Below are 21,980 nucleotides of genomic sequence, written 5' to 3' on the forward strand. Positions count from 1 at the left end.
ACTTACTACAGTTAAGTAAAATACATAATAAATTATTTTTCATTCTGTTTTAGAGAACGATGAGCCGACTCAACTACCATCATTTGTATTATTTCTGGCAGGTGGCACGTCATGGCAACCTGACCCAGACCGCCCGTAACCTGCATATTTCGCAGTCGGCGCTGTCGTCACAAATCAAGCAGCTTGAGCAGGCGATGCAGGTGCAATTGTTTGAGCGGCAAGGTCGTACATTGACGTTGACCGAAAGTGGCTATCAAGCGATGAACTATGCCGAAGAAATATTTCGCCAAGGGGAAGAGCTTGAGCAGTTGTTATCCAGTGGCGGGGCGCTGTCCAGTGCCACGATTCGCATTGGCACCTTATCGACCATGTCGCGGAACTTTATCGAGCAGTTTATTCAGCCGTTGGTGAATCAACGGGAGTGCCGTTATGTGTTGCAGTCGATGGATCAAACCGGCTTGCTCCATGCGCTGTCTGATCACCAGCTGGATTTAGCACTGACCAATATTGCGGTGCGTGGCACCAATAAACAGATTTGGCAGTATCAGCAACTAGCGCGCCAGCCAGTGGCGGTGATAGGTTGGCCGGGTAAAGCTTTGTCGCCCACCTTAGACGCCAGCTATCAACACCAAGCGTGGGTGTTGCCTTATGGCGATAACCCAATTCGCTCGGGGTTTGATGCCATCTCTGCGCAATATCAACTCAAGCCTTACATCATGGCAGAAGCCAATGATATGGCGATGCTGCGCCTTTTAACCCGAGACAATGATGCGTTAGCGGTGATGCCCGAAGTGGTGGTCCGCGATGAGCTAGATAGTGGTATGCTTACCCGCTACGCTTTACTGCCGAGTGTGTATGAGCCGTTCTATGCGGTATCGATTAAACGTCAATGGGTACATCCGAAATTGAATTCGCTTTTAGATGCGTTCAGTGCGTCGCCGCTCGCGCATGGCGACGACCTTCCCGGCGGCAACGGTCAGAGCAATACCTAACGTCGTCCCAACAGCGTGCCCACTTTTTACGCCACGTAAACGGGCGTTCGCACATCAAACATATCTTGCTGGGGAGGTGTGGCTTTTTATGCGCCATCTGGGTTGCCTCCAGTGGATTGAGTGGCAGGTAAACGTGATTTTTTAGTGCGCTTTTCTGCGTGCCCCGGGCTTTTTCGTTGTTCAGGGCTGTTTGTTGGCTCAGGGCTATTTGTTTGCTCAGGGCTGCTTGGACGCACATGGGTGGCGAGGATCCGTGCTTTTTCGATACGAACCGCGTCTTGTTGACGAAACGACCATAAAATATCACGCGCACGTTTGCCAGTTTGTTCGATATCGACAATAGGTTTCGGGTAGTCTTCACCAAGCACCACCCCGTACATCATCGCTTCCATATCGGTCATTTGCCACGGGGTGTGGATCAAACTGTCGGGCAAGGGAGAAAGCTCAGGTAACCATTCACGAATAAATGCCCCTTCCGGATCTTGCTCCTGCGATTGTTTCACTGGGTTATAAATGCGCAGGGTATTGGCGCCTGTCACGCCAGCCTGCATTTGAAACTGGGGGTAGTGAATGCCGGGCTCAAAATCGAGAAATAGCTGCGCCAAATGATGCACACCACGCCGCCAGTCAATCAGTAGGTGGTGGGTTAAAAAACTGACCAGCATCGCCCGCATACGAAAGTTGATATAGCCGGTGGCGTGTAGGCAACGCATACAGGCATCGACGAGCGGATAACCGGTATGACCTTGTTGCCATGCGAGCAGATGCGCATCGCTCTGCGGACCGTTCGCGTACTCAAAATGTAAGTAGCCGCGATTAACGGGGCGATGCTCCATGTGGTGCTCGCTTTCAAATTTCTGCATAAAATGACAGTGCCAATGCAAACGCGACACCATAGCGACCAGCGCACGCCGCCAGCCCTTTTTCTGCCAATGGAGGAGGGTGATTTGATACATCTCGCGCAAGCTGATGTTACCCCATGCAAGATAGGGCGACAGTCGCGTACAGCTTTTGCGGCTGGCGAGCGGTTTAGAGATGTGGCGCTGATAGGTTTGCCCACGCTCGCGGAAAAAAGACTGCAAGGTTTTATACGCCCAACTCGGCCCGCCGGGTTGAAAGCGTGGCGCGGGCGAATCCCAGTTATGGTGACCGAGCGAAGGTAGCGTGAGTGATGCGTTTAGCCAGCGCGCTTGTTGCCAATCCGGGTCGGCAAGGGGAGCGCGCATCACTTTTTGCCATTCAGCGTCCCAATCAACCCGATTTTTAGCGCCGCGGATCACCGCCCCAGTGGGGGATTCATGCCACGGGATCAGATGGCTCTCCAGCCATTTCGCCACCGCTTTATCACGAGAAAATGTCGCGTCGACGCCAATTTCTTGATGGCTGTAGACCGCGCCAATGGCCCGTTGCTGGTGGATGGCGTCGAAAACGGCAAGTGCTTCACCTTGGCAAATGGTGACCTGCCCGCCAAGCGGCGCCAGCTGCTGATTAAGATCGCAAAGCGATTGCCAGACAAACCGCCAATGGCGCTCGCTATGGTGCGGATCGTTAAGCAGCAGTGGCTCAAACAGGTACAGGATCACTAAGGGACGCCCCGCTACAATGGCAGCTTGTAAAGGGGCATGATCCCGCAGGCGTAAATCGCGTTTTAACCACACAAGGCTGATGGGCGGGGACATAGGGCTCTCGACAGTCGTAACAACACAATCTTCTATTCACCTTTGGCGATACGAGGCTGAATGGTGTTTGGATCCCTGATGGTGACTTGGTTGAGGTCTAATTTCTCTGATTAACAAGCGCTAAGCGCACAAAGCGAAATCAAAATGGTTTGCATTTGCTTTTTAGGCATCGGAAAATTACCAACTGTAGAATTAACTGACAGGCGCATCCCGCGCTTGTACTTAAGCAGTAGGATCGGGATATGTTAGAGGCAAAGGACGTTGCGTTTGCCGTCAACGGAAAAGTGTTGCTTGATAAGGTGAGCTTGTCGTTTACGCCAGGAAAAATCTGTGCGTTGGTCGGCCACAATGGTTCGGGCAAGTCGACGTTGATAAAGCTGTTAGCGCAGCAACAGGCAACCAGCAGCGGACAGATCGCATTAGACCAAAAGCCCTTGTCGAAATGGTCAGAAAAAGCGTTTGCGCGCGAGGTGGCGTATTTGCCACAGCATTTACCGGCAACAGATAACTTAACTGGGTATGAGTTGGTCAGTTTTGGTCGCTATCCTTGGCATGGCTTGCTGGGGCGGTTGACCAAAGCCGATCACCAAGCGATCAACGAGGCAATGGCGCTGACTGGCACCCAAGATTATACCGAGCGCTTGGTTGATACGTTATCGGGCGGTGAGCGCCAACGGCTATGGATTGCGATGCTGCTGGCACAGCAAACGCGTTACTTGTTACTCGATGAGCCGCTGTCTGCGCTGGATGTGGCCCACCAAGTAGAAGTGATGACCTTAGTGCGTAAACTCAGCCGAGAGCTGGATAAATCCATCATTATCGTGGTGCACGACATTAATATGGCGGCGCGTTTTTGTGATGAGATTGTCGCCTTGCACAGCGGGCAAGTCCTGACTCAAGGTGCGGTTAGTGATGTGTTTCAAGAGTCGGCCCTCAAATCGATTTATGGTATTGAAATGCCGATTGCCGATCATGCCGCCGGCTATGCGGTCGCTATGCCGGGGGAGTTATCGCCAGTATGATCAAGTCCTCTTTTCTGACGCTTATGGTCTGGCTGACCGCGGCCATGATGTCAGCGAGCGTCAGCGCGTCGCCTCGTATTCTCTCGCTGGATTGGACCCAAACTGAAACCTTGTTGGCGCTAGGCATTACCCCAGTCGCGGTCGCGCAAAAGGCAGATTACAATTCGTGGGTGAAAGCCCCGCCCATTCCAGAGGACACTGTCGATATTGGGCTTCGCACCCAGCCGAACATGGAGCGTTTGGCCGAGCTTCACCCCGATAAAATTCTAATTTCGCCGATTTTTAAGGCGATGAAGCCCAAGTTAAGCACCATTGCGCGGGTCAGTTCAATTCCTCTCTATGAAAGTGGCCTAAGCTGGACGTCGTTAAAAACCGTGACGCGGAAAATTGCGCGCGAAGCTAACCGTCTGGAGGCCGGTGAAACTCTGATTGCCAATGCGAAACAGCAACTGGCGAGCCTGCGCGATACCATCCCCGGTGAACAACCCCCGCTGCTGATGATCCAGTTCCTAGACCCCAACCATGTACGGGTGTTTGGGACGAACAGTTTGTATCACGCCGCTATCAGTGAATTGGGGCTCAGCAATGCGTGGCAAAACACCACCAACAGTTGGGGATTTAGCATGGTCTCCACCCGCGAGCTGCTAGACCTTGATGCGCAGCTGGTGATTGTGCGCCCACTTCCCGCGGGCGTCGAGCAAACTCTTCAGACCAATATGTTTTGGCAATATTTGGTTAAACGCACGGGGCGTACGCCATTGATGATTGATCCGGTGTGGAGCTTTGGTGCGATTCCGTCGGCGTTACGCTTTGCGCGCCTTGTGACCGTGGCATTGACCGACCCTGAACAAGGGGGGCAGTCATGAAACTGAAACTATTATGGGTACCTTTGGCGTTACTGGCGGCACTGTTAAGCCTCGCCTCCACTCAGTTGGGGCAGTGGGATGTGAATGCATCTATGCTCTGGCAGTCGCTGTGGTCGCTGGATGACAGCGCGTCGATTGGGGTGGTGATGCATTTAACCTGGTGGCCGCGCTTGGTCACCGCATTACTGGCTGGCGCATGTTTGGGACTGGCCGGTACCTTGATGCAACAGGTGTTACGTAACCCACTAGCTTCGCCGTCGACGCTGGGGGTGGCGAATGGCGCCAGCTTGGCGCTGATGCTAGCAACGCTTTATGCCCCTTGGCTACTGACTTGGTCGAGCGCGATGGTGGCGATGTCTGGCGGGGTGCTGACTATGCTGGTGGTGTTTGCGCTGGCATGGCGACGCGGCCTATCGCCCACCGTGGTGGTGATCGCGGGTTTGATTCTAAATCTATACTGCGGTGCGCTCAGCACTGTACTGCTGTTGATGAATCAAGAAGCGCTACACGGCATGATGGTGTGGGGCGCGGGCTCGATGGTGCAAACCGACTGGCACAGTGTACAAGCCTTACTGCCACGTGTTGGATTGGCGGTCGTGTTGATCCTTGCCTTATTAAAGCCGCTCAACGTCTTGAGTCTTTCGGATGAAGGAGCGAAAAGCTTGGGCGTATCACTGGCGAAAATCCGCGTAATTGCTCTGGGGCTATCGGTGCTTCTGACCGCGTGGGTGGTTAGCTTGATTGGCGTGATTGGCTTTGTCGGTCTCGCCGCGCCCGCGATTGCGCGCTTATGTGGCGCACGTAAGCTCATCACCCGATTGAGCCTGGCGATGATTTTAGGCGCATTGATGTTGGCAGCCACCGATTTGGCTGTCCAACTGTTACCTGGCCGCCGGGCCATGATGGTGCCCACTGGGGCGGCGACGGCAGCGTTAGGGGCGCCTCTTCTTTTGTGGTTGTTGCCACGGGTGTCACTGGGGAATCGTCAACGCCAACAGATGCAATCGGGATCGCCCGCACCACGTCAGGATTGGCCGTTAGGCCGAACGTTGATGTTACTGGTGTTAGGTGTGGTGATTTTTGCCACCGTATCGCGTCAAAGTGAGGGCTGGCAGTGGCTGGCGCTCAGCGGCGATTGGTCTTTGTTGGAATGGCGCTTGCCACGCTTGCTGGCGGCGGCATTGGCGGGCGGTGTGCTTGCTGTTGCGGGTGCCGTGCTTCAGCGTTTAAGTGCCAACCCGATGGCGAGCCCTGAGGTGATGGGGATCAGTGCCGGCACGGCGCTGGGGCTGATTGTCACTATTTTTGCGGGCATGGGCGCGTCTATGCTGAGTTTGTATGTCGGGGGATTAATCGGTGCCGGCGCAACCTTGGCGTTGATTGTACTACTCAATCACAAAACCGGCTTCCAGCCAGAAAAGGTGTTGCTCACTGGCGTAGCCATTGCCGCACTGATGCAAGCGGTACAGAGCTTCTTGATGGCGGGCGGCGATCCTCGCGCGTATCAAGTCCTCGCTTGGATTTCAGGCTCAACCTATTATGTGACCGACAGCACAGTGACTACATTGGCCTTGGTTGCGGCGGTGCTGGTGGCACTGGGATTGATGTGTCAGCGGTGGCTCGATATTTTGCCGCTCGGTGGCGAAACTGCTCAATCGCTAGGGGTAAAGGTAGGGCGTGCCCGCATGCTGTTGCTGGCCCTCGTCGCGGTCATGACCGTCAGTGCCACCTTGGTGGTAGGGCCGCTTAGTTTTGTCGGCTTGATGGCTCCGCATATTGCGCGCAGTTGGGGTGCGAAAAATGCCCGCGCGCACATGATCACCGCCGGATTGATTGGCATGGGATTGATGCTGTTTGCCGATTGGCTAGGACGACAATGGCTGTATCCGCAAGAAATGCCAGCTGGGATCATTGCTTCCTTGATAGGCGGGCTTTACCTCATGGTTGTGTTACGTAAGCTATAGTTTTAACGTACGGTGATCGACAAGATCGCCTCATCCCTAACTAAAGAGATACAGTTTGCATCTCTTTTTGTTTGAGGAGCCAAGAGAATGAACAGTGATTCCATGCAGCGTGTGGCGGTTGTCGGCGCAGGTGGCGCGATTGGTGAAGCTTTTTGCCGCGCATTGCTCGACAAGCCATCCATTCAGCAAGTCTTTGCCTTGGGGCGTCACCCCGCGCTACTTGCCGAAATAAGTGAAAAGGTCACCCCGGTGACAGTGAACATTCGCGATGACGCATCGATACAAGCGGCGGCCGAGCACATCGACGACAACAGTCTAGACGCGGTGATCATTGCCTCGGGGATGCTTCATGATGATGCGGTCAGCCCAGAAAAACGCCTCGCGGCGTGCAGCAGTGAGGCCATGCACCAGCTGTTTGATGTGAATGCCGTTGCGCCGCTGCTGTTGAGCAAACATCTAGCGGCCAAACTGAAACGTAACGCTGAGGCGAAGCTCGCTATCTTGTCGGCGCGCGTGGGCAGTATTAGTGACAACCGTGCGGGCGGTTGGTACGCCTATCGTGCAAGTAAAGCGGCGGTGAACATGCTGATCAAATGCATGAGCATTGAACTTGGCCGCCAGGACAAATCATTGACCGTGGTTGGTCTGCATCCGGGGACCGTCGACAGTCATTTATCCGCGCCATTCCAAGCCAATGTTAAGCCCGGTAAATTATTCAGCCCGGCTCAATCGGCTGGCTACTTATTGTCGGTATTGGATGGCCTAGACAGTCGTCATACTGGGCGTCTGTTTGCGTGGGACGGGGAAGAAATTGCCCCATAGGTTGGGGCATTGTTGCGTTATTTCCAATGCAATGGCTGCTCCAAAGTCGACAAAGGCTTTTCCGTGCCAAGCCCTATCATTTCATCATATGCCGTGTCAGTGACCAATACATATTGCGCGGCATTAACCCATTCAAAATCATCTTTTACCGCCAGCAAGCTGCGAGATAAATAAGGTTTATCGCCTTGATAAATTAGCTTCTGCTCCACCGTATCGCCGTGACGCAAAAAGGCTATTGCTTGATATAACATGCCATCAATGCCGCGGATCTGAATCTTGTCAATGTTGTCGTAATTTATCAGTTCGCTCAGTTGTAAATTCATCACTCGTCCCTGCAGTTAGGCCTTTCTCAACCACTACGAGCCATGCAAGCACGCGGATCCCTCGAGGGTGAGGCATTACCCGTAGCGACAGCCTTTTGAACGCACAATGTAAAATAAATGTTACGCAAAAGTAAAATTAAAACCGAGGTGAGGAGATGATTTTCTCTGCAAAGTCGACGTAATCTGTGAGTAACGGAAACATTGCGTAAGGCTAAGGGCCGCTGTTTACGCGCGATTTTTACGCCAGACAACGACACAAGGCGGTGAACGTGAAACAGAGTAAATACGAATCCAAACCACTTAATGAACTGGGTCGTGTAGCCTGGTCGGCACAAGAAAACGATGTATGGCGCCAGTTAGTCACACGGCAGCTTGCGTGCATCAAGGACAAAGCGTGTCAAGAATATCTCGACGGTTTACGACTGCTCGACTTGCCGCATGACACGGTGCCACAGATCCCAGATGTCAATGCAGTGTTAATGCGAGAGACGGGCTGGCAAGTGGCCCCCGTGCCTGCATTGATTGATTTCGACCATTTCTTCGCCTTATTGGCGGATAAAAAATTCCCCGCGGCGACCTTTTTGCGCACCAAAGAAGACTTTGATTACTTGCAAGAGCCGGATTATTTTCATGAGATCTTCGGTCACTGTGCGATGCTCACCCACCCAGCATTCGCTGAATTTACCCATATGTATGGTCAGCTCGGTAAGCAGGCCACGCCCAAAGAGCGCGTCTATCTTGCACGCTTGTATTGGTTTACGGTCGAGTTTGGTTTACTCAGTGACGCGCAAGGCAATCGCAGTATTTATGGCGGCGGGATCTTGTCTTCGCCGGCGGAGACCGAGTACGCCTTTAATAGCGACAAAGCGGTGCGTAAGCCTTTAGAAGTGATAGATGTCATGCGCACGCCATATCGGATTGACATCATGCAACCCATTTACTTTACCATTGAGTCGATTGACGACTTATTTGCCATCAGCCAACGTGATTTGATTGCTGATGTGCATCAAGCCATGGAACTGGGCCTTCATGCGCCTTTGTTCCCGCCCAAACCGAAAAAGACAGAACAGCAAAAGGAAACGCAACATGTCTGAACTAACTGAGTTGAAATGTGAAGCCTGTAATATTGATGCCCCATTGGTCAGTGCTGAGGAAATGCCGACGCTGCTTAAAGATATCCCACAATGGAGCAAAGTGACGCGAGATGGGATTGATCAGCTCGAACGCGAGTTTACTTTCCGCAACTTTAAGTTGGCGTGGGCGTTTGCCAACCAAGTAGCTGAACTGGCTGAGCAAGAAGGCCACCATCCGGCTATCTTGCTGGAGTGGGGTAAAGTGTCCGTGACTTGGTGGTCGCATAAGATTAAAGGCCTGCACAAAAATGATTTTATTTGTGCGGCGAAAACCGACGGCATTGCGCCTGAGTAAACCAAAAAAACGCCCCGAAATTGAACTCGGGGCGTATCTTTTTCGCTCACTTGCTATCTATCCCTGTCACGCAAGTATCAATCCTGCGAGGCTCACATCTCTCATTGGCACGTCTCGGCTATCACACTCATAGCGCAAAATAGGATAGATTTAAAAAGTGACAAGGTCACTTTATCGTGTTGAGTTTACTCTTCTTCGTCGCTTGTGTCTTTTTGTTTGGCGGCAAAATACTGCGCCAATACGTCGTCGGTGAGCTCGCCTTTTTCCTCAAGCGCTTTGAGTTTTGCCACAATCGCTTTTTGTTCGTCGAGTGACGGTAACGAATCCGGCTCGTGCTCGGGGGCATCATCAGCGAGTTGGTTTAAGATATCCATGATTTATCCTCTTAGTGTCTTTGCGGGAAGCGTAGCAAAATTCATGATTTCTCCCAAGTAAAAGGCACTATCTTGGTAGGGAAATGGACTTAACATACTCACTTTAATCAAAAAAACGATCAAAAGTCCTTCCTTTGGTCTAAGTTTGTACTAAGGGATTGTTTTGGGGGGGAGTACATTGTGAGTGAGATTTTTTTTTCGTGCCAGCCGATCTTTGACGACAAGCAAAATCAGTGGGGTAGCGATTTATTATTTCGTGAAGGGTTACAAAACAAATTTCCCTCGATTGATGAAGATACTGCAACATCACGGATTCTAAGTGCCAACTTTCTCTCGGGGAAGGAGCTTGATGATGATTTGCGCTATGTCGTGAGTTTCTCAGAAACGGCCTTATTAGATGAGATACCCTTTTCTATTCCTGTCGCGCGCTTGGTTCTCTATATTACGGAGACGTGCAAAGCAACGCCTGTACTGACTAAACAGCTAGAGGCCTACCGAAAAGCAGGGTTTACGATACAGGGTGACAGCGGTATGTTTACTAACCGCTGGCAGCGGCATTTGCATCTGTTTGATGTCATTTCTGTCAGTATGGCAAGCGAAGACCCGATGAGTTGGGTTGGTGTGATGTCTGATTATCCAGATATTCAGTTTCTTGCGAAGAAAGTTGAAAAAAAAGACGAGTTTATGCTGGCCAAGCAACTTGGGTTTAGCCTGTTTCAGGGCTATTTTTTTGAACAACCGCAAGTAAAAAGTCATAATGATGTGGCGCCATCTGTGATCAGCTTATTAGATGCTTGCATCGTGATTAATCGTAGTCCTCATGATATTGATGAAATTACCGACGTAATTTCTCGTGATGTCTCGTTACTCTATAAAGTTGTAACCAGTGCGAACATCCTAGCTAAATCGAAAAAAAAGCCGATCACAAACCCGAAGCAAGCGGTTGTCTATCTAGGGCTTGAGTCGTTGCGTCGGTTAATATCCTTACTCATTATGTCGAATATGAATCATCAGGAATGCTCTCATTTGCAGACATCCGCGATACTCCGTGCGATTTTTATGCAACAGGCGGCGCCAATGATAAAAGGTATGGATCCTGATGAGGCCTTTTTAGTTGGTGCCTTTTCACTGCTTGATGCTATGTTGGCAGCGCCAATGGAAGATTTAGTTGGGAAACTTGATCTCGACCAAGAAGCGAAAAATGCACTCTTGTCTCAATCAGGACGTTATGGTGAATTGTTAATGTTATGTAAGCACATTGAGCATGCCAATTGGGAGTGGGTCGGCTCAGTATGTGAGAAAATGACGTTAAAAGAACGTGCTGTACTCAAAGCTTTCGATAAAGCACGTTTTCAAACTCAGACCTTAGCTGCAACGATGCAGGTGTAAATGATGAATCAAGTAGGGATGCGGCTAGCCGTCGTTTTAATGGTATTGGCGACCTTATTACTGGGCGTTTTCGGATACTATAATTATCACGTTGCGAAAGAGCGCCTTGAGTCAGACATGAACCAAGACATTAATTCGATTACCCAACGTTTAAAGCAGCGGTTACCAACGTTAATGTGGAACTATGACTTTAATAATGTACAAAATGATCTAGATAGTGAAATGGGATCACGCTATGTACACCGTTTAGAGTTAACCGACTCTAATGATCAGTTTCGTTATGTGACTGACTCCAAAGGTATGCGCTCCAGTGACGAGTTAAATAAAGTCATCGTTCCAATGGTTTACAATGAAACCAGCCCGTCTGTCCAGGTGGGTAAACTAATCATTTATCAAGATAGTCGTTATATTAATAGAGAGTTAAATACAGAAGTGCTCCGTACAGCGACACAAATCGTACTTTTGAATCTATTAGTGGTTTTTTTTATTTGGAAATATGCCAAGCAAATAAATCGTGCAGAGAGAAGTCGCGCATATTTGGATACCGTTATTCATAGTTATACGGATGCTTTGTTAGTGCTGGGCGAAAAACACCGCATTATTACAATCAATGAGTCGGCAAAAAAGCTTTTCGAACTTGAGTCGGTTCCCGACGAAGCAATCAGTTTATCCACGATAATTTCTCGTGTTACGCCTAATTCTCGTGGATATTTTTCTCAAGCCCTTTACGGCTTGAATGGACGTGTTGAACGCTCCTATGAAATAGAGACTGACGGGGGCGTTCGCGTTGTACAAGTGAAATCGACCCCCATTAAAGACGAAGATCCTCGCGCACTTAATGTCGCCATTATACGTGATATCACTGAGCAACATCTGGACAAGCAAAAAGTGTCCAAAGGTGCTGAGCTTTTCTCGGCGATGAAGAGTTTACAAGATAAATTTTTGATACGTGAGGACTTTAAAAAGAGCTTTAAAGATGTGTTAGACATTCTACTGCGTATTGGTGAGAGCAATCATGGTATTATTGTCGAAGTCGGCCATCATGACGATAATAATATAGATTACAACCTCCCTTACCGTATTTTGGCACAAACGCGCCTGGTTAAAAATAACTTTATTGGTGAGGAATTTGTTCGTGGTTTAATCGAAGATATTATTGAGACGAAACAGAGCAAGCGTAGTCTGCAGATGGCAGGTGTTGCCGGTAATAACCAGAAAATGATTGTTAATGTGTTTGGCACGCCGCTCTACATGTCAAATCAAATGGTTGGTGTGGTTTGCCTTTTTGATGAGTCTACGACATACAATGAAGAGTTACAAAGCTGGATAGAGCCGATTTTATCAAGTTTGAGTTCGATGGTGCACTTTGTGCAACAGAAAGCACTGAACGATATGATTTCACGAGAAATGGCGCGAGCGAAGGAACAAGCTGAGCGCGCAAATGAATCAAAAACTAACTTCTTAGCAATGATGAGTCACGAGATTCGCACACCCATGAATGGGATTGTGGGGATGTCTAATCTATTGATGGAAACGTCGCTTACGCAACAGCAACGCTATTTTGTTGACACCCTACAGAATTCGTCGACGGCATTATTAAATATTATTAATGATGTGCTCGATCTCACCAAAATAGAAGCAGGTAAAATGACGCTTAGCAAGCAGTCGGTAGATTTAGCTGAGATCGTACATGAATCTCTAAGTATATTTACGGCGAAAGCGGCTGAAAAACAATTACGTCTCCATTGCTATATCGACCCCAACATGTCATGTGACATTGAATTAGATGCGATGCGTTATAAACAAGTGATTATTAACCTTGTTGGTAATGCAGTGAAGTTCACTAAGCGCGGTCATATCTGTGTTAATCTATTTCAAACGCATGATGATAGTGGCATCACTAAGCTTGTCATGGAAGTCGAGGATACCGGGATTGGTATTCCGGAAGATCGTCATGATGCTATTTTCGAGAATTTTACGCAAGTTGATAATTCATATTCTCGCTCTTATCAAGGAACCGGCCTGGGCTTGCCCGTCTGTCGCAAGCTTTTGCGTTTAATGGATGGGGATATTTATATACGCAGTCAAGAAAACCAAGGGACTACTTTTGTCGCGGAAGTGCCGATTAGTGTCCCTAATCCTGATTGTACGCTCTTATCAAGTTACGACTTGAGCAACGCTCTTGAGGGTTATCATATATTTTTAGTCTCTGGCGATAGAATATTGACTAAGACGCTGACTGCTTATTTACAAGGTTTTAATCTCGCGCTGACGCCATGCTCTGATGGACGAAACCTTGAACTGGACGAACCGGAACAGACGGTCCTAATGGTCGATCAAGACAAAATGCAAGGCTGCCAGGCATTTGTTGGCAGCGTGCATAAGTGTATCGCAATCAGTCATGATGGGCATCATGATACAGGAATGGCCACGCTGACTTGTCCCATTTACCATGCTGAGCTTTATAGAGTATTGAACGAAGATGAACATACATTAGTTGATCCAAGTCCGGATGTAGGGCAATACGACAGTATTAATTTTGATCTCAATGTCTTGGTGGCAGAGGATCATCTTGTTAACCAAGAACTTATTGATATTATTTTGGCACAACTTGGCTGCCAACGAGCGCTAGCCGTGAACGGAAAAGAAGCGCTTGAACTGCACAAAAAGACCCCTTTCGATATCATTTTGATGGATTGCCAAATGCCGGAAATGGATGGCTTTGAAGCGACTCGGCAGATCCGTGAATTCGATAAACACACGCCAATTTTAGCGGTAACAGCCAATGCGTTGTCTGGGGATGCTGAGCGATGTGTGGACGCGGGAATGAATGGGCATTTAGCTAAACCGTTTAGTAAAGATCAATTAATTGAACTGTTACTACTTTACGCTAACCCAGACTCGGTCCGTTATGGCGATGATAGCGGCGTTGAAGCTCAGCCCCAAGATGATGGAGAACCTGCCATGAGTGACTCATACCCCATTGACGTTCAGCATGTCAAAGATCAAGTAGGTGATAGTATGGAGCTAGTGACCATGCTACTTAATAAATATGTTAATAATCAAACCCAAGATTTAACCGCGCTGAAGCAAGCATTTGAACAGCAAGATGTGGGTAAAGTTAAAAAACTCGCACACAAAATGAAAGGTGCAGCAGCCATGATCGGAGCGAACGAACTGTCGAAAACGTGTCTAGAGTTGGAAAAGTCACCGCATGAAGATCTGGAATCGTTGCAGCCCTACATTCTTCCTATTGAGAAACACACAGCATTAATTGTCGAACAAACAGCCAGTTTATCGGAAACATCTTGATACATGCTCTGGCGCTGGTTAGCATAACACTCAGTGCCGGTTAGAATGAAAAATAAAGACCCATCAAAGACCTAGGGTCTGACAGTTGCTGTCGGACTCTAGGTTTTATTGTTAAGGATAAGCTGATGATAAAGCGTTTTGTATTAGCCAGTTGCGCTGCTCTCATCCTTTTTGGGTGTGGTGAGCCAGCGATATCTTCTCCCTCAGAGACGCCAACGCGTCCTGCTAAGTTATTGACTGTGGTAACGAATGAAGAAGGATTAACCCGGGAGTTCCCCGCTCAGGTTGAAGCAGATAACAAAGCGTTACTATCATTTCGAGTCTCAGGCGTTATTGAATCTATGCCGATAAAAGCAGGAATGGATGTCAAGAAAGGGCAGATGCTTGCGGCGCTTGATAATCAACAGTATTCACTGCAGTTAGACAAAGCGCGTGCACAATACCAGCTTGCTCAGGTTCAATTTAACCGTGCTGATCGCTTACACAATGATAAAGTTATTTCGGAGCAGCGGTTTGATGAGGCGCGTTCGGCACTTAGCGAAGCTGCGGCGGGCCTTGAACAGGCGCAAACCAACCTAAATTACACCGAGCTCAAAGCGCCGTATGCAGGCACAGTGTCATTAAGAATGAAAGAGCGCAACGAGTTTACTCAAGCACAATCTCCGGTGCTGCATATTCAATCTAAAGATGTTATTAACGTGAGTTTCCAGTTACCGGAGCGCTACTTTCACTATTTCGCCCAGCATCTTGATACCTTAACGCCGAGTGTTTCTTTTGACACGTATGAGCATCGCCAATTTTCGGCTCAGTTTAAAGAGATCGATACTGAAGCGGATCCAAAAACCGCGTCTTATCATGTCACGGTCAGTCTGAGTCGACCCGATGCGGTCAATGTATTACCAGGGATGGCTGCGAAAGTCCATGTCACCATACCGGCGCAATCACAGCCCCAAATCCCTGATACGGCAGTGGTGCAATCAGACTCAGGAAGTGCGGTTTGGCGGGTGAATGAAGACGGAGAGATCACCTTGGTTCCTGTCGTGCTCAAAAACGGCAAGATTACCTCTGGGCTTGACAATGGCGATGTCATTGTCGTGACGGGTGCGGGCGCACTTGAAGCCGGTGATCGAGTGAGAGCTTGGGTGAAGGAGCGAGGATTATGAGAATAAAATTAATCAAGGTGCTGCTTTGGCTTAGCGTGGTACTCGGGCTAAGCGTTATCAGTGGCTGTCAACCTGATCCGGCGTCTCATTCAGCACCTTTGCCTGTTGTTTCAACTCATACAGTCGCACAACAACAGTTGGATGAGCGGATTGCTTTCCCCGCGGTTGCCGCTGCCGCCGATAAAGCCAAGTTAGCGTTTAGGGTGCCGGGCGAAATTCAAGCCATTAATGTGCAAGCCGGGGATCGTGTGTCAAAAGGACAGGTCCTCGCCCGTCTCGAACCGACGGACTATCGCTTAGCGGTTGAAAATGCGAACGCAAAATTCGACGTTGCTAACTCACAGTATCAGCGTTCGGCACCGCTTGTTGAAAAAGGAATGCTAGCCCAGTCTCAGTTTGATGAACTAAAAGCGCAGCGACAAATTGCACAAGCAGAATTAGCCTTGGCTAATCTCCGTTTATCTTATGTCGCATTGAAAGCCCCCGCTGATGGAGTGATATCGAAAGTGAACGCAGAACCTTTCGAGACTATTGCTCCGGGACAAGGGATTATGAATATTCATGATGCGTCACGCGCTGATATTCGCGTTCAGGTCCCAGATGTTCTTTTTAGTCACAATGCAGGTGGGGATGCAGCATCTGTGCAAACACGCTTGCAACCTAAGGTCGTTACTGAGCAAGGGCAGTCATACAAAGCCACCGTCGATGAATTCACCGCAGAGCCAGATCCCAACAGTGGGGCATTCGTGGTGACGTTGACAATGCCAATGCCTGATGACCAATTCATATTGGATGGTATGCCGGTACAAGTCAGTATTGCTCGTGATGGATTAAAAATGACGCGTACAGGCCTTTCAGTCCCTATCGAAGCGATTTTCAATCAAGATGGCGATCCACTCGATCGCGATCATAGTTATGTTTGGGTCTACGATGAGGCCTCCCAAACGGTAAGCAAACGACAAGTCGAAATGGGCCGCATTCATGGGCAACAGATTGAAGTCGTAACGGGAGTTTCTATGGGTGAGCGTATCGTCGTCGGCGGTGCCAACCATCTGTCTGAAGGACAAAAAGTAGAATTGGCGTCAAAAGAGGAACAAGCATCATGAAGCAAGGTGTGGCGGGTTATTTTATTCAAAACAAGGTGATCAGTTGGATGATCACCCTGATTTTTCTTATCGGCGGCACCCTTGCATTCCTAGGATTAGGGCGCCTCGAAGATCCTGCTTTTACGATCAAAGATGCGATGATCGTCACCAGTTACCCGGGGGCGACACCGCAACAAGTGGAGGAAGAAGTCACCTATCCACTGGAGAAAGCGGTACAACAGCTGACTTATGTTGACGAGGTGAGATCGATTTCTAGCCGAGGCCTCTCGCAAATTACAGTGAAAATGAAACCCAAATATCGTTCAGATGATTTGCCGCAAATTTGGGATGAATTGCGACGAAAGGTCCATGATGCCCGAGGCGAGTTACCGCCTGGCGTTAATCCACCTTCAGTCAAAGACGATTTTGGCGATGTATTCGGCATCTTACTTGGAGTAACTGGAGAGGGTTACAGTTACAGCGAGCTAAAAGATTATGTTGATTTTTTGCGTCGTGAGCTGGAGCTTGTTGATGGCGTGGGCAAGGTACAAGTTAGTGGGGCTCAGCAAGAACAAGTCTTTGTCGAGGTCTCAATTCAACGATTGAGTAGCCTGGGGATCTCGCCAGATACTCTGTTTAACCTGTTAGCGACCCAAAATCTGGTCAGTAACGCAGGGGCGTTGCGGGTCGGTGATGAATATATCCGTATTCACCCAACTGGCGAGTTTTCTTCTGTTGAAGAATTGGGCAGTTTGATTTTAACAGAAGCAGGTTCCGAGGGATTAATTTACCTACGTGATGTGGCGGATATTAAACGTGGATACCAAGAAGTCCCGCGTCAAATTATTGCTTACAATGGTAAGCAGGCACTCCAGGTTGGGATCTCGTTTGCTGATGGCGTCAACGTGGTTGAAGTGGGTGAAAAAGTAGATAAACGATTAGCCGAGCTGAATAGCGATCAGCCGGTAGGTATTCACGTTCATCATGTTTATAACCAACCTGACGAAGTAGATAACTCAGTCACCGGTTTTGTCTCGAGCTTGGGACAAGCGGTGGCGATCGTAATTGTGGTGCTGTTGTTCTTTATGGGTTTGCGCTCGGGCCTATTGATTGGGCTAGTGCTCTTGCTCACTGTGCTTGGCACTTTTGTGTTCATGTACTATTTCGAGATCAACCTGCAACGCGTCTCTCTTGGTGCCTTAGTGATAGCCCTTGGGATGTTAGTCGATAATGCCATTGTGGTGGTGGAGGGGATCCTTGTCGGACTAAAACGCGGGCGAACACGATTACAAGCGGCGCATGACATTGTTACACAAACGAAATGGCCGTTGTTGGGGGCGACGGTTATTGCGGTCACCGCGTTTGCCCCGATTGGTTTGTCCGAAGACGCGACAGGGGAATACTGTGGAACGCTATTTACCGTATTGCTAATTTCTTTGCTATTGAGCTGGTTTACCGCGATCACATTGACCCCTTTCTTTGCGAGCCTCTTTTTTAAAGAAACGCCTTTAGAAGAGGGCGACGAGGGAAGCGATCCCTATAATGGTATTCTTTTTGTGGTGTATAAGCGCTTTTTAACTGCGTGCATGCACCATGCTTACCTCACTTTGCTGGTGATGGTCTTAGCGCTAGGTGCGAGCGTGTATGGTTTTGGTCATCTTAAGCAGTCCTTTTTCCCTGACTCAACCACGCCTATGTTCATGGTTGATGTGTGGTTACCGGAAGGAACTGATATTCGCGCCACACAAGACACGCTTGACGAAGTGTCAAGCTGGCTCAGCGAGCAAAAAGGGGTGAACTATGTGTCTACCAGTGCTGGGCAGGGATCGCAACGTTTTATGCTGACCTACTCACCTGAGAAAAGCTATGCCGCCTACGGTGAGCTGATAGTAAGAGTAGACCAATATGAGCATGTGAAATCAACGATGGGATTGGTGCGCGAGTATGTACGTCGCCAACACCCCAATGCACAGTTAAAACTGAAACCGATTTCTTTGGGACCATCGACGGGATCTAAAATCGAGGCACGTATTATTGGCTCCGACCCCACTGAACTTCGTGCGATAGCGAAAAAAGTGGAAGCGCGGCTGCATGATGATCCCGATGCCGTCAATATTCGCCACGATTGGCGCAACCGTACCAAGGTGCTGGAACCTGAATTTAATGAAAGCCAAGCACGTCGTTATGGGATCACCAAAAAGGATGTCGACGAGCTACTGGCGATGACATTTAGTGGCAAGCGGATTGGTGTTTATCGTGATGGTACCAATTTAATGCCCATTGTTGCGCGACTGCCGGATGAAGAGCGCGTCAATATCAATACGCTTGAAGGAATGAAAATCTGGAGTCCAGCATTGCAAGATTATATTCCCTTGCAGCAGGTCATCCTGGATTATGACATGCGTTGGGAAGATCCGATCATTATGCGGAAGAATCGTAAACGTATGCTAACTGTTTTGGCCGACCCTGATCCATTGCGAGAAACGACCGCCGCGACCGTATTGAGCCGTGTACGTGCCGATATTGAATCGATACCGATGCCGGATGGTTACAGCATTGAATGGGGCGGTGAGCATGAGTCTTCCAAGGAGGCGAAAGAAGGGCTGTTTAGTATTATGCCGCTTGGCTATTTGTTCATGTTCTTGGTCACTATTTTGCTATTTAACTCAGTGAAAGAGTCGGTCATTATTTGGCTAACGGTACCGCTGGCCGTCATCGGGGTGACCACTGGCTTATTGTTACTTGATACACCGTTTGGCTTTATGGCTTTACTGGGATTTTTAAGTTTAAGTGGGATGTTGATTAAAAACGGAATTGTGCTAATCGACCAGATAAATATAGAGGTTGAGAGTGGAAAACAGCGATACCAGGCCGTGGTTGATGCTGCGGTTAGTCGTGTGAGACCCGTTTGTATGACGGCAATTACAACCATTTTGGGGATGCTACCCCTACTACCTGATGTATTTTTCCGGCCTATGGCAGTGACCATCATGTTTGGTCTTGGGTTTGCTACCGTGCTGACCTTGATTGTGGTGCCGGTGTTGTATCGCATTTTCTATCAAATTCGTTATCACCCTGAATAACGATCAACCGGCATCGCTTAGCGCGGTGCTGTGTTTTTCAAAGTAAGAAAAACGCCAGCTGTGTATAACTTTAAAGTCATCCACAGAAACGGTTGATAACTCGGTGTATTACCGATGAAATCCGCAGCTTTATTGTGCTTGTATAAAGTCAATGATTTTTCAGTGATTCTTGCACCCGTATCACGGATGTCAGAATGAGTGCGCTGAGCTTTTTGTATTGTCGTTATCGCTAACGATTACTGATAAAAAGCCAGATTATCTGCTGACCGATAATCTGGTTTTTTTCTGCGTTGCCGAGGCTGTTACGGTTAAGCCGACGCGCTAATCAGTGATGTGTTTCACTGATAACGTAAGCTCAAAGGTTGCCATTGGTTCATCACCATGTAAGCTTGGACACGTTGCGACAATAGTCACCGGCTGGTTGATGCGTTCACCTGTCTCTATGGCATTGCCAATCATGGCACTGATTTTTTCGCCATCTTGGCAGGTGAAAATGACATCCCCTTCGGGACGTTTGTGGAAATCGGCTTGTACCGATTTAAACGCAAGGCTAATCTTCACACCGCGCTGCTCTGCCATCGCCATCGCTAGAAAGCCGCCCGCTACATCAGCCCCTACGGCTAAAGCACCAAAATACATACTGTTCAAATGGTTTTTGGTGCGTCGACCTAGCGGAATTTTCATCGTGACATGTTTATCGTCGATCGAAAGGATCTTGGGTCGGCACCAGCCAATCATTGGGACTTTTAGGAAACCGAATAGTGATAGATGCTGATTCGCACGGGCGAGTGGAGACGAGAACATAGACACTCCTTGTTATCTGGTCTTACCTGTAACGCTACATTGATGTTTATTTGTGCGTCAACATTTTGTTAACAAACTTGCGGGCTGATGCCTTTTTTTCGCAGATAACGTAGACAGACATACATGTAATCACAGCGTCTGGATATTGGAGTGTCGAAATTTTTGGTGCGGTGTTTTTGCGTAAAGTATGATAGCATTCGCCGCCTTAAATGGCGCGTGTGCGCCTTTTGCTTTTGATTTACCTTTGGAGTGATACCTTGCAATTTGACGATTTGGGACTCGATAGACGCTTACTGTCGCTCATTGCCCACCGTGGATTTGAACAGCCAACTGATATTCAACGTCAGGCAATTCCTGTTGTGATGGCAGGGAAAGATTTGCTGGCGTCATCGAAAACGGGCTCGGGAAAAACACTGGCGTTTTTGCTGCCTGCGATGCAGCGTGTTTTGCGTTCTAAACCTCTCAGTCGTCGTGATCCACGCGTGTTAATATTGGCACCGACTCGCGAATTGGCCAAACAAGTTTATGGCCAGTTGCGGATGCTAACCAGTGGCACGACTCATAAAGCGGCCCTCGTACTGGGGGGCGAAAATTTCAATGAGCAAGCAAAGGTTTTTCGTCAGTCGCCAACTTTTGTGGTGGCCACACCTGGCCGACTCGCCGATCATTTGAAACAGCGCAACGTGTCTTTATCTGGTTTAGAGATGCTGATCTTAGACGAAGCGGATCGCATGCTCGATCTTGGCTTTAAAGAACAATTGGATAGCGTGAATGCGCATGCTGAGCATAGGTTGCGCCAGACACTGATGTTCTCTGCAACGTTAGATCATCAGCAAGTGACTGAAATTGCTGCCGGTATGCTAAAGTCTCCTAAGCGAGTCGCGGTTGGTGAAGCGGAAAGACTGCACAGCGATATTGAGCAGCATTTTGTACTGTGTGATCACTTGGATCATAAGCAGGCTTTGCTTGAGCACTTGATGAAAGCCAACGTGCACAAGCAAGTCATGATCTTTACTGCCACTCGCGCAGACACGGAACGATTGGCTGAGCGATTTACACAGGCAGGGTATAAAGCGATTGCGTTGAGTGGTGAGCTAAACCAAGCATCACGTAGTCGTATTATGAATGAGTTTGAGCGCGGCTTTCATGAGGTGTTGGTCACTACCGATGTTGCGTCACGCGGCTTAGATTTGTTGAATGTGTCTTTGGTCATTAATTTTGATATGCCAAAACACGCTGAGGAATATGTGCATCGCGTGGGACGGACTGGTCGGGCAGGGCACCAAGGCCTGTCTTACTCACTGGTTGGGCCGAAAGACTGGCGAAGCTTTAAAAATATTGAAGGCTTCTTGCAACAAAAGCTTGAATTTACGGCAATAGAAGGCCTAGAGGGTAAATTTAAAGGCTTTAAAGAGAAAAAAGTCCCTAATAAAAAATCGCCTGGACCGGCAAAACGCCAGAAAACACCGGTTAAAAAGCAGCCTAAAGCCCCGAAAAAACGAGATAAGAGCTTTTACAACAATGTGCCTGTCGGCGATGTGCCGTTAGCAAAAAAGAAAACAAAACCTGAATCCTAACGCCACAATACGTCTATCTTTTGTCGTGACTATCCGCTGTATCCCTCTGGTGCAGCGGAGTCGACGAGCCTAATAATCTTTTATTACCATTTCTGCT

Annotated in this window: 17 protein-coding genes and 1 pseudogene; 13 read left to right on the forward strand and 5 right to left on the reverse strand. The window is 48.7% G+C overall.

Going from position 1 to position 21,980, the window contains the following annotated elements; translation table 11 throughout:
* The first annotated feature begins 59 nt into the window (after positions 1-59).
* The gene (locus BZG75_RS12110; protein ID WP_077577156.1) at positions 60-992 is read left to right on the forward strand and encodes a LysR family transcriptional regulator; all 933 of its coding nucleotides are present in this window, start codon (positions 60-62) and stop codon (positions 990-992) included.
* Here the strand turns inward: BZG75_RS12110 and BZG75_RS12115 are convergent.
* Together BZG75_RS12115 and BZG75_RS12120 are read right to left on the reverse strand one after the other, a co-directional pair.
* Positions 928-1,089 (reverse strand): DUF2256 domain-containing protein, encoded by a 162-nt coding sequence (locus BZG75_RS12115; RefSeq protein ID WP_077577157.1) that lies wholly within the window; start codon positions 1,087-1,089, stop codon positions 928-930. The two genes, BZG75_RS12110 and BZG75_RS12115, sit on opposite strands and share 65 nt — an antisense overlap.
* Before the next feature lie 97 nt (positions 1,090-1,186).
* Positions 1,187-2,671: pseudogene (locus BZG75_RS12120) on the reverse strand (FAD-binding domain-containing protein); the annotation flags it as partial.
* 242 nt (positions 2,672-2,913) lie between these two features.
* On the opposite strand from BZG75_RS12120, the gene BZG75_RS12125 reads away from it, so the two are divergent.
* The 4 genes from BZG75_RS12125 (at position 2,914) to BZG75_RS12140 (ending at position 7,345) form a co-directional block, all read left to right on the forward strand.
* Positions 2,914-3,693 carry an ABC transporter ATP-binding protein gene (locus tag BZG75_RS12125; protein ID WP_077577159.1) on the forward strand — a complete coding sequence of 260 codons (780 nt, stop codon included), beginning with the start codon at positions 2,914-2,916 and terminating at the stop codon, positions 3,691-3,693.
* Positions 3,690-4,559, forward strand: a complete 870-nt coding sequence (locus BZG75_RS12130; RefSeq protein ID WP_077460722.1) for an iron-siderophore ABC transporter substrate-binding protein — start codon at positions 3,690-3,692, stop codon at positions 4,557-4,559. The genes BZG75_RS12125 and BZG75_RS12130 overlap by 4 nt, the downstream gene beginning before the upstream one ends.
* On the forward strand, positions 4,556-6,523 hold the full coding sequence (gene fhuB, locus BZG75_RS12135; RefSeq protein ID WP_077460723.1) for a Fe(3+)-hydroxamate ABC transporter permease FhuB: 1,968 nt from the start codon (positions 4,556-4,558) through the stop codon (positions 6,521-6,523). Before BZG75_RS12130 ends, fhuB begins: the two co-directional genes overlap by 4 nt.
* Before the next feature lie 87 nt (positions 6,524-6,610).
* Positions 6,611-7,345, forward strand: coding sequence for an SDR family NAD(P)-dependent oxidoreductase (locus BZG75_RS12140; protein WP_077460724.1), 735 nt, complete (start codon positions 6,611-6,613; stop codon positions 7,343-7,345).
* A 17-nt stretch (positions 7,346-7,362) separates the two neighbouring features.
* On the opposite strand, the gene BZG75_RS12145 is transcribed toward BZG75_RS12140, so the two are convergent.
* On the reverse strand, positions 7,363-7,668 hold the full coding sequence (locus tag BZG75_RS12145) for a DUF6482 family protein (protein WP_069586487.1): 306 nt from the start codon (positions 7,666-7,668) through the stop codon (positions 7,363-7,365).
* Between the two features lie 221 nt (positions 7,669-7,889).
* Between BZG75_RS12145 and phhA the strand changes: the two genes are divergently transcribed.
* Together phhA and BZG75_RS12155 are read left to right on the forward strand one after the other, a co-directional pair.
* Positions 7,890-8,762: a phenylalanine 4-monooxygenase gene (gene phhA, locus BZG75_RS12150; protein WP_077577160.1), complete on the forward strand. Its 873-nt coding sequence runs from the start codon at positions 7,890-7,892 to the stop codon at positions 8,760-8,762.
* Positions 8,755-9,096: a 4a-hydroxytetrahydrobiopterin dehydratase gene (locus tag BZG75_RS12155; protein WP_077460726.1), complete on the forward strand. Its 342-nt coding sequence runs from the start codon at positions 8,755-8,757 to the stop codon at positions 9,094-9,096. The genes phhA and BZG75_RS12155 overlap by 8 nt, the downstream gene beginning before the upstream one ends.
* 185 nt (positions 9,097-9,281) lie before the next feature.
* Here the strand turns inward: BZG75_RS12155 and BZG75_RS12160 are convergent, their stop codons facing one another.
* Positions 9,282-9,470, reverse strand: coding sequence for a restriction endonuclease subunit S (locus tag BZG75_RS12160; RefSeq protein ID WP_077460727.1), 189 nt, complete (start codon positions 9,468-9,470; stop codon positions 9,282-9,284).
* A 180-nt stretch (positions 9,471-9,650) separates the two neighbouring features.
* Here BZG75_RS12160 and BZG75_RS12165 point away from each other — a divergent pair, with 180 nt between their 5' ends.
* The 5 genes from BZG75_RS12165 to BZG75_RS12185 all read left to right on the forward strand — a co-directional run bounded on the left by BZG75_RS12165 (position 9,651) and on the right by BZG75_RS12185 (position 19,502).
* Entirely contained in the window at positions 9,651-10,859 is a 1,209-nt protein-coding gene (locus BZG75_RS12165; protein ID WP_077460728.1) for an EAL and HDOD domain-containing protein, read from the forward strand.
* The gene (locus BZG75_RS12170) at positions 10,860-14,171 is read left to right on the forward strand and encodes an ATP-binding protein (RefSeq protein WP_241824059.1); all 3,312 of its coding nucleotides are present in this window, start codon (positions 10,860-10,862) and stop codon (positions 14,169-14,171) included.
* A gap of 125 nt (positions 14,172-14,296) precedes the next feature.
* Positions 14,297-15,334 carry an efflux RND transporter periplasmic adaptor subunit gene (locus tag BZG75_RS12175; protein WP_077460729.1) on the forward strand — a complete coding sequence of 346 codons (1,038 nt, stop codon included), beginning with the start codon at positions 14,297-14,299 and terminating at the stop codon, positions 15,332-15,334.
* Positions 15,331-16,440 (forward strand): efflux RND transporter periplasmic adaptor subunit, encoded by a 1,110-nt coding sequence (locus BZG75_RS12180; protein WP_077460730.1) that lies wholly within the window; start codon positions 15,331-15,333, stop codon positions 16,438-16,440. The genes BZG75_RS12175 and BZG75_RS12180 overlap by 4 nt, the downstream gene beginning before the upstream one ends.
* Positions 16,437-19,502 (forward strand): efflux RND transporter permease subunit, encoded by a 3,066-nt coding sequence (locus BZG75_RS12185; protein ID WP_077460731.1) that lies wholly within the window; start codon positions 16,437-16,439, stop codon positions 19,500-19,502. Before BZG75_RS12180 ends, BZG75_RS12185 begins: the two co-directional genes overlap by 4 nt.
* Before the next feature lie 321 nt (positions 19,503-19,823).
* On the opposite strand, the gene BZG75_RS12190 is transcribed toward BZG75_RS12185, so the two are convergent.
* Positions 19,824-20,306, reverse strand: coding sequence for a PaaI family thioesterase (locus BZG75_RS12190; protein ID WP_021023545.1), 483 nt, complete (start codon positions 20,304-20,306; stop codon positions 19,824-19,826).
* A 257-nt stretch (positions 20,307-20,563) separates the two neighbouring features.
* Here BZG75_RS12190 and BZG75_RS12195 point away from each other — a divergent pair, with 257 nt between their 5' ends.
* Complete coding sequence (locus BZG75_RS12195; RefSeq protein WP_028569685.1) at positions 20,564-21,883, forward strand: DEAD/DEAH box helicase; 1,320 nt, start codon at positions 20,564-20,566, stop codon at positions 21,881-21,883.
* The last annotated feature ends 97 nt before the right edge of the window (positions 21,884-21,980 follow it).

Source organism: Salinivibrio sp. AR640 (genome assembly GCF_001995405.1).
Taxonomy (GTDB): Bacteria; Pseudomonadota; Gammaproteobacteria; order Enterobacterales; family Vibrionaceae; genus Salinivibrio; species Salinivibrio costicola.

Excerpts from the sequence above, each read along its gene's own strand:
- BZG75_RS12110 (WP_077577156.1), top strand. The coding sequence starts at position 60 with ATGAGCCGACTCAACTACCATCATTTGTATTATTTCTGGCAGGTGGCA.
- BZG75_RS12115 (WP_077577157.1), bottom strand. The coding sequence starts at position 1,089 with ATGGCGCATAAAAAGCCACACCTCCCCAGCAAGATATGTTTGATGTGC.
- BZG75_RS12125 (WP_077577159.1), top strand. The coding sequence starts at position 2,914 with ATGTTAGAGGCAAAGGACGTTGCGTTTGCCGTCAACGGAAAAGTGTTG.
- BZG75_RS12130 (WP_077460722.1), top strand. The coding sequence starts at position 3,690 with ATGATCAAGTCCTCTTTTCTGACGCTTATGGTCTGGCTGACCGCGGCC.
- fhuB (WP_077460723.1), top strand. The coding sequence starts at position 4,556 with ATGAAACTGAAACTATTATGGGTACCTTTGGCGTTACTGGCGGCACTG.
- BZG75_RS12140 (WP_077460724.1), top strand. The coding sequence starts at position 6,611 with ATGAACAGTGATTCCATGCAGCGTGTGGCGGTTGTCGGCGCAGGTGGC.
- BZG75_RS12145 (WP_069586487.1), bottom strand. The coding sequence starts at position 7,668 with ATGAATTTACAACTGAGCGAACTGATAAATTACGACAACATTGACAAG.
- BZG75_RS12155 (WP_077460726.1), top strand. The coding sequence starts at position 8,755 with ATGTCTGAACTAACTGAGTTGAAATGTGAAGCCTGTAATATTGATGCC.
- BZG75_RS12160 (WP_077460727.1), bottom strand. The coding sequence starts at position 9,470 with ATGGATATCTTAAACCAACTCGCTGATGATGCCCCCGAGCACGAGCCG.
- BZG75_RS12170 (WP_241824059.1), top strand. The coding sequence starts at position 10,860 with ATGATGAATCAAGTAGGGATGCGGCTAGCCGTCGTTTTAATGGTATTG.
- BZG75_RS12175 (WP_077460729.1), top strand. The coding sequence starts at position 14,297 with ATGATAAAGCGTTTTGTATTAGCCAGTTGCGCTGCTCTCATCCTTTTT.
- BZG75_RS12180 (WP_077460730.1), top strand. The coding sequence starts at position 15,331 with ATGAGAATAAAATTAATCAAGGTGCTGCTTTGGCTTAGCGTGGTACTC.
- BZG75_RS12185 (WP_077460731.1), top strand. The coding sequence starts at position 16,437 with ATGAAGCAAGGTGTGGCGGGTTATTTTATTCAAAACAAGGTGATCAGT.
- BZG75_RS12190 (WP_021023545.1), bottom strand. The coding sequence starts at position 20,306 with ATGTTCTCGTCTCCACTCGCCCGTGCGAATCAGCATCTATCACTATTC.